The organism is Oricola sp. (assembly GCF_022763245.1).
GTDB lineage: Bacteria > Pseudomonadota > Alphaproteobacteria > Rhizobiales > Rhizobiaceae > Oricola.
Map to the genome: position 1 here is coordinate 370555 of NZ_JALEGV010000032.1, position 7057 is coordinate 377611.

Sequence of the window (7057 nt, forward strand, 5' to 3'; positions counted from 1 at the left end):
ATTACTGGGCGGTGACGACGGTCATGACGAGCTTGCCGTCGACCTTCACCGGGCCGTCTTCCTTGGCGCCGAGGGTGTATTCGAAGCTGCCGGTCTGCATGCCGCCGTCTTCGCCGTGCAGCATCAGCATCAGCTTCTCGCCGGGCTTGACTTCCTCGGTCAGGATGGCGGCGACGTCGGTGTTCTCGCCGGCTTTCAGCGGGGCGTGGCCAACGACCGGGCCGGGCTTCATGTCGTCACCGGTGCGGTGGACGACGAGCCAGCCGTTCTTCTCGGCCATCACGGAGGAGGCCGTCACCGTGCCGCCGGACACGTCCTGGTCCATGCCTTCGACCTTCAATGCGTGATCCATCGCGAAGGCGGCGGTCGACATGGCGATGACGGTGGCGGATGCGAGAATGAGGGTCTTCATGGGGATCTCCTTTTTTCGAGTTACGTCCAAGCAGACGAGCGGTTCGCGCGAAAAGTTTCACCGGCGAGAAATTTTTTCTTCGCGCGGTGACAAACGGCCATTCAGCCGGCGTCCTTGCGGGCCGTCGGGGTGAAAGGAGGGAAAACCATGCTAGGAAGGGCGCGGGCCGGTCGCGCCCGCTCAATGGCAACGACAGAGGAGAAGGATATGGCGCTCGCCACGGAGGCGCACGAGATTTCCGATATCGCGTTCGGGTTCATGGGGTCGAAGGCGCTGTTCGCGGCGCTGGAGTTCGGCTGCTTCAACCACCTGTCCGACGGGCCGCTGACGGCCGAGCAACTGGCCGAAAAGTCCGGCCTGCACGCCGACCGCGCGCTGACGCTCCTGACCGCGCTCGCCGGTCTCGGCCTTGTGGCCGTCGAGGATGGAGAGTTCTCCAATTCTCCGGCCGCAGAGGCCTTCCTGGTCAATGGCGCGAAATATGATTTCTCCGATTATCTGACGCGGCAGGTCGCCCAGCAGATGTATCCGCTGATGGACCAGATCGAGGACGCGTTGGCCGACACGCTCGACGACGAGGCGACCGGCTCCTATGCGGACTGGTTCTCCGATCCGGCGCAGGCGCGGCTCTATTCCGAAAGCCAGCACAAGGGGTCGCTGGGCCCGGCGCGGCAATTGTCGCGCAAGCTCGACCTGTCGTCGGCACGCAGGATGCTGGATGTGGGCGGCGGCACCGGGGCGTTCTCGATCACCTTCTGCCGCGACAATCCGGCGCTTCATTCGGTCATCGTCGATTTTCCGAATGTCGCCGCCGTCGGCCGTGAATATGTCGCCAGGGCGGGGCTGAGCGAGCGCATCGCCTATGACGATGCCGACGCCACGCGGGGCGCCTGGCCGGGCGATCAGGACGTCGTGCTGATGTCCTATCTGCTCTCCGGCGTGCCGGCGGAAATGCACGAGGACCTGTTCCGCCAGGCCTTCAGGGCGCTGAAGCCCGGCGGGCGGCTGCTGGTGCATGATTTCGTCGTGCGGGCCGACCGTACGGGGCCGGGCCTGACGGCGCTCTGGCAGCTGCAGCACACCGCTTTCACGCCGCATGCCCGTTCGCTGGACGATGGCTGGCTCGCCGAAACGCTGACGCGAATCGGCTTTCGCGTGGAGGAGGTGCGGCCGATGATCCCCGAACTGACCATGCTGGCGGAGGCGGTCAAGCCGCGGTGAGGGCCCTGAATTGCGGGCCGAATGCCGCGGATCGTGGCGGTTTGCCCCAATTGCCTCGCTTTCGCCTCATTCTGCAAAGAGAGGTTCGGCAGCGGATTTAATGCATTATTAGGATTCGTCAAAAAACGTCCCGAATTGGAAATGGAGGGGTCGTGCGGCTCTCAGGGGGAGATGCTGGTCATCGCAGATGGAAACTGCGGATCGCGGTTTTGCCGCTGATCGCGCTGTTTGCGAACCTGTCGCTTCCCACCCAGGCCGCGCTTCCCGAACTCGGTTCCTCCGAATGGACGGCCGCTGCCTTCTCAGCTTTCGACGCCAGCCCCGGTTCCGACGCCAAACGTGCCCGCCCAATGGCCGCGTTGGGCAATGTCGCCGCGCCCGATGTCGCGCCCGCCTCGGGCAAGAGCGCGCGCTGGTGGGCGGTGAGCCGCGGATCCTGGCCGGACGTCGCGCCCGATCTCGTCGACGTCGATCCAGACCGCGCGATGGCGCGGGTTTTCCAGACGGTCGCGCCGGAGCGGCTGGCCGGCATTGCGCCGGCGCAGTTGAACATGCGCGCCGACGAGCAGGCGGAAGCCTTCGCGATCGCCTATGCGCCCTATGACAAGAGCAAGCTCGTCTGGTCGCCGCTCGCCTATTACTCCATGCCGCCGGAACGCGCCGACGACCACGACTGGATGCGCCAGCCGCTGTCCAACCGGATGTTTGCCTCCGACCAGCAGACCTGCCTGGCCAAGGCGATCTATTTCGAGGCGCGCGGCGAGACGTCGAAGGGGCAGGCGGCCGTCGCCCAGGTGATCCTGAACCGCGTGCGCAACCCGGCCTATCCCAACACGGTCTGCGGCGTGGTCTACCAGAACGCCAACCAGCGCAACCGCTGCCAGTTCTCGTTTGCCTGCGACGGCATCAAGGACAACATCCGCCAGCCCGGCGCCTACAACCGGGCCAAGAAGATCGCCATGGCGGTCACGTCCGGCGAGACCTATGTGGGCGAAGTCGGTTCCTCGACGCATTATTTCGCCAGCCATGTGCGGCCCGGCTGGGCGCGCTCGATGGTGAAGATGGCGAGCATCGGCGACCATCATTTCTTCCGCACGCGCAGCGGCGGCTGGCGCTAGCGCCTTTTTCTCAGTGCATCGTGGGCATGATGTCGGGGTTCGCGTCGAAGGGCGCGAGTTCGACGCGGTTCCGGCCGTTGCGCTTGGCATCGTAGAGATACTGGTCGGCCATGCGGTAGAGGTCGCTGAACGGCGCGGCCCGGTCGAAGGTGATGCCGCCGACGCTGACGGTCAGCGTCCGGCGTTGCCCGTTGGCGACGAATTCCGCCTCGTTGACCGCCGCGCGAATGCGCTCGGCGGCCGTCACGACCCGGTCGGGCGTCTGTCCCGGGATGAAGACGCAGAACTCCTCGCCGCCGATGCGCCCGACGAGGTCGGTGTCGCGGACATTGGCGGTAATGGTTCCGGCGATGAGCTTCAGCGCCTCGTCGCCGCTCTCGTGGCCGAAACTGTCATTGATCGATTTGAAATGATCGACGTCGATGACGAGCAGCGCGCCGCGCGGCGGCCCGTTGGCCTGTTCGACGCGCTTCAGATAGCCGTCGACCATCTCGGTGAAGGCGCGCCGGTTCAAAAGCGCGGTCAGGCTGTCGGTCGAGGCGACCGACATCAGTTCCTGGTGGGCGATCGCCAGTTCGCGCATCTTCGACAGCAGGAGGAAGAAGAAGGGCGGCGCCAGCAAGAGCGGGATGATGACGTTGTTCCACGGGTCGCTGCCCCACTCCCATGTGCCGGTGGAGGGCGTGTAGCTGTCGAACACGAAGGCAACGGCGATGCAGATCGCGGTGCCGAGCACCGTGATGGCGTAGATGCGTGGTCTTCCTCGCGATGACCAGTCAATCTTCATCTTGCAGCATCCCGTTTGATGCTGGCGTGTATATGGCCCAAAAGCGTTAAGCAATTGCTCACCATTCGGGCGGCGGCCCTTTCCCCAGACCATCTGACCCCGCGTCGCTTTGCGGACTTGCCATCGCCCGCGTTTGACGAGCAAATGGCGCGGCAAGGGAGAGAGAGCATGTTTGATCACACGATGCGCTTCGGCCTGGGTGAGGAGATCGAGGCGCTGCGCGACATGGTGCGGCGCTTCGCTTCGGACGAGATCGCGCCGCGCGCCGCCGAGATCGACGCGACCAACGAGTTCCCCATGGATCTGTGGGAGAAGATGGGCGCGCTCGGCCTGCACGGCATCACCGTTCCGGAAGAGGATGGCGGCTCGGCGATGGGCTATCTCGCCCATTGCGTCGCGGTGGAGGAGATCAGCCGGGCGTCGGCCTCGGTCGGGCTGTCCTACGGGGCGCATTCCAATCTGTGCGTCAACCAGCTGCGCCGCTGGGGCACGGCCGAGCAGAAGGCGAAATACCTGCCGAAGCTGATCTCCGGGGAACATGTCGGGTCGCTCGCGATGAGCGAGCCGGGCGCCGGTTCGGACGTCGTGTCGATGAAGCTGAGGGCCGAGAAGCGCAACGACCGCTACGTGCTCAACGGCAACAAGATGTGGATCACCAACGGGCCGGACGCCTCGACGCTGATCGTCTATGCCAAGACCGACCCGGAAGCCGGGCCGCGCGGGATCACCGCCTTCCTGATCGAGAAGGGCTTCGCCGGCTTCTCGACGGCGCAGAAGCTCGACAAGCTCGGCATGCGCGGGTCGAACACTTGCGAACTGGTGTTCGAGGATTGCGAGGTGCCGTTCGACAACGTGCTCGGCGAGGAGGGCAGGGGCGTCAACGTCTTGATGTCCGGGCTCGACTATGAGCGCGTGGTGCTGGCGGCCGGCCCGGTCGGCATCATGGCGGCGGCGCTCGACATCGTGGTGCCCTATGTGCACGAGCGCGAGCAGTTCGGCCAGCCGATCGGCACCTTCCAGCTCATGCAGGGCAAGCTCGCCGACATGTACACGACGATGAACGCCTGCCGCGCCTATGTCTATGCGGTGGCTGCGGCGTGCGACCGGGGCGAGACGAGCCGCAAGGATTCCGCCGGCTGCATCCTCTATGCGGCGGAGAAGGCGACGCAGGTCGCGCTGGAAGCGATCCAGTGCCTCGGCGGCAATGGCTATATCAACGACTATTCCACGGGCAGGCTGCTGCGCGACGCCAAGCTCTACGAGATCGGCGCGGGCACGAGCGAAATCCGCCGCATGCTGATCGGACGGGAGCTGTTCCAGGAGACGACGTGATGTCGGTCCGGCCAGGGAGATGACCCGCGCGCCGGGGTGACGCGCGGGCCTGTCAGCAGCGCAGCGTGACGCCGCGCGCCTTGCCCCAGCGTTCGAGCACCTTGCGCTCGTCGGCATGGGCGAGGCGGTTGGCGAAGCCGCGGATCTGGACCGCCCGGTTCTGACCGTCGAGTTCGATGGTCAGCAGCCGCTTGGTCGCGCCCTCGGCGGTGCGGCGCAGCGACCAGATCGACGCCCGGCCGGCGATGCATCGCGACGCGTAGGTCCACACGCAGTGCTGCATCGCCCGGCTTTCGAAGACGAGGTCTTCGGCGCTTCGCAACTGCGTCACCGCGTATTCCTCGCGCGGTTTGCGCGAGTCCTTCGCCGAGGGGTGCCAGGACCAGTTCGTCAGTTGCGACCCCGCCCACCGTCCGCCACGGGAGGCGTCGAGGCGCGCTCCCGTTCGCAGGGCGGCCGCTTCCGCCCGCCTGCGCGCCGCCTCGATGCGGGCGATCACCGCGACGTCACGATGCCATTCGTGCATCTGCCGGCGCAGCGAGCCGAGCGTCCGCCCCTTCAGGGTGAACTTCGCGTCGCGGCGACGCCGGTCCGCGAGGAGATCGCACAGATCGTCGATCTCCTCGATCGGCAGCGGGTTGACGGCGAAGAACCGCGCGACCTCGCGCCAGAAGTCGAACTCACGGCGCCGGCCGCGCGCGACCTTGGACCGCGCGATGCGCAGGGCGACGCCCGTATCCTCGGTGTAGGAACGGGCCACCGCGTGCCACACGGCTTCCTCGAAACCCAGATCGCCCGGCGGATTGAGGAAACAATGGACTTCCTTGCGGGTGAGCCATTGCTTGGCCCCTTCCTTGTAGAGCGATCCGCCCCGCGCGACGATGACATACCAGCTCTTACGAAGCCGGACTTCCTCTTCGGAAAGCCCGTCGCTGTCCAGCCAGATCCGCTCCAGCGGCGCCGGAACGGTGTACCGGGCAAAGAGGTGGCGCGCCGCGGCGAGCCGAAGCCGCGCCTCGTTGCGGGTCTTCATCTTCGGGTGCCAGGAAGCGGAATCGCGGATGATGTCGTTGACGAAACCGCGCTTTGCCTCCTTCAGGGCCTGGGCAAAATCGGGTGCCGGCCTCGCTTCGGACGAGACGGTCCGAAGCGTCGCTTCATAGGCTTCAATACGGGCGCGGTCGGCCTCCTGCCGACGCTTGATCATGGAACGTGCCATGGTTTTCAGACCTTGTTGGAACACAGTCAGCCGGACGCAATTCGAGCGTCGGCACGGATCGTGGCGAACTCGGTTGCGTTTTCATCTGACTGTCTCCTTTTCGGTCGGAGGCGGCGTTTAGGCGTGGAAACGGGCCGGAAGGTGGCACAAATGCGGTCGTGGCATGACCGAAGGGCATTGTTGCCGATGTGCAACGGCTCGCGGGACCGCGGGGATCGCCCGGATCGACCGCCTCTGCGGCCTTCGGTCCGGCATTGGGGCTAGTCGCTTGCGGGCGGGGGCTGCTACACCGGATGAAAAAGTGTCTGCGGGAGATTCTCTGACATGTCGGTCATCCAGTCCACGGTCGCCCATGCATCCGCTGATTTTGGCACGAACCGCGTTGCGATGGAGGCGCAATATGAGGCGGTTGCGTCGGAGGCGGCGCGCGTCATGGCGGGCGGCTCGCCGGCCTCGCGCGAGCGCCATGTTGCGCGCGGCAAGCTTCTGCCGCGCGACCGGATCGCCGGCCTGCTCGATCCCGGCTCGCCGTTCCTGGAGATCGGCCTGTTTGCTGCCTCGGGCGTCTATGAGGACGACATCCCGTCGGCCGGCGCGATCGCCGGCATCGGCCGCGTCGAGGGGCGCGACTGCATGGTGCTCGTCAACGACGCGACGGTGAAGGGCGGGACCTATTACCCGCTCACCGTCAAGAAGCACCTGCGCGCCCAGGAGATCGCCGAGGAGAACCGGCTGCCCTGCATCTACCTGGTGGATTCGGGCGGGGCGAACCTGCCGAACCAGGACGAGGTGTTTCCCGACAAGGAGCATTTCGGCCGCATCTTCTTCAACCAGGCGAACATGTCGGCCAAGGGTATCGCGCAGATCGCGGTGGTGATGGGCTCGTGCACGGCGGGCGGCGCCTATGTGCCGGCGATGAGCGACCAGACGATCATCGTCAAGAAACAGGGCACGATCTTCCTCGCCGG

6 protein-coding genes and 1 pseudogene are annotated in these 7057 nt (G+C 65.9%); 4 read left to right on the forward strand and 3 right to left on the reverse strand.

Translation table 11 applies throughout. The annotated features are described in order from the left end of the window. Position 1 precedes the first annotated feature (1 nt). Positions 2-412 carry a hypothetical protein gene (locus MRY80_RS15450; protein ID WP_293291939.1) on the reverse strand — a complete coding sequence of 137 codons (411 nt, stop codon included), beginning with the start codon at positions 410-412 and terminating at the stop codon, positions 2-4. A gap of 207 nt (positions 413-619) precedes the next feature. On the opposite strand from MRY80_RS15450, the gene MRY80_RS15455 reads away from it, so the two are divergent. Together MRY80_RS15455 and MRY80_RS15460 are read left to right on the forward strand one after the other, a co-directional pair. Then, on the forward strand, positions 620-1633 hold the full coding sequence (locus tag MRY80_RS15455) for a methyltransferase (protein ID WP_293291941.1): 1014 nt from the start codon (positions 620-622) through the stop codon (positions 1631-1633). A gap of 665 nt (positions 1634-2298) precedes the next feature. Then, positions 2299-2751 (forward strand): annotated as a pseudogene (locus tag MRY80_RS15460) (cell wall hydrolase); the annotation flags it as partial. A 10-nt stretch (positions 2752-2761) separates the two neighbouring features. On the opposite strand, the gene MRY80_RS15465 reads toward MRY80_RS15460, so the two are convergent. After that, positions 2762-3538 carry a GGDEF domain-containing protein gene (locus tag MRY80_RS15465; protein ID WP_293291943.1) on the reverse strand — a complete coding sequence of 259 codons (777 nt, stop codon included), beginning with the start codon at positions 3536-3538 and terminating at the stop codon, positions 2762-2764. Between the two features lie 168 nt (positions 3539-3706). Between MRY80_RS15465 and MRY80_RS15470 the strand changes: the two genes are divergently transcribed. Continuing rightward, positions 3707-4870: an isovaleryl-CoA dehydrogenase gene (locus MRY80_RS15470; protein ID WP_293291945.1), complete on the forward strand. Its 1164-nt coding sequence runs from the start codon at positions 3707-3709 to the stop codon at positions 4868-4870. A gap of 52 nt (positions 4871-4922) precedes the next feature. Here the strand turns inward: MRY80_RS15470 and MRY80_RS15475 are convergent, their stop codons facing one another. After that, positions 4923-6089 carry a PcfJ domain-containing protein gene (locus MRY80_RS15475; protein ID WP_293291947.1) on the reverse strand — a complete coding sequence of 389 codons (1167 nt, stop codon included), beginning with the start codon at positions 6087-6089 and terminating at the stop codon, positions 4923-4925. 324 nt (positions 6090-6413) lie between these two features. On the opposite strand from MRY80_RS15475, the gene MRY80_RS15480 reads away from it, so the two are divergent. Further along, positions 6414-7057: carboxyl transferase domain-containing protein (locus MRY80_RS15480; protein WP_293291948.1), on the forward strand; the 644-nt coding region annotated here is incomplete at its 3' end.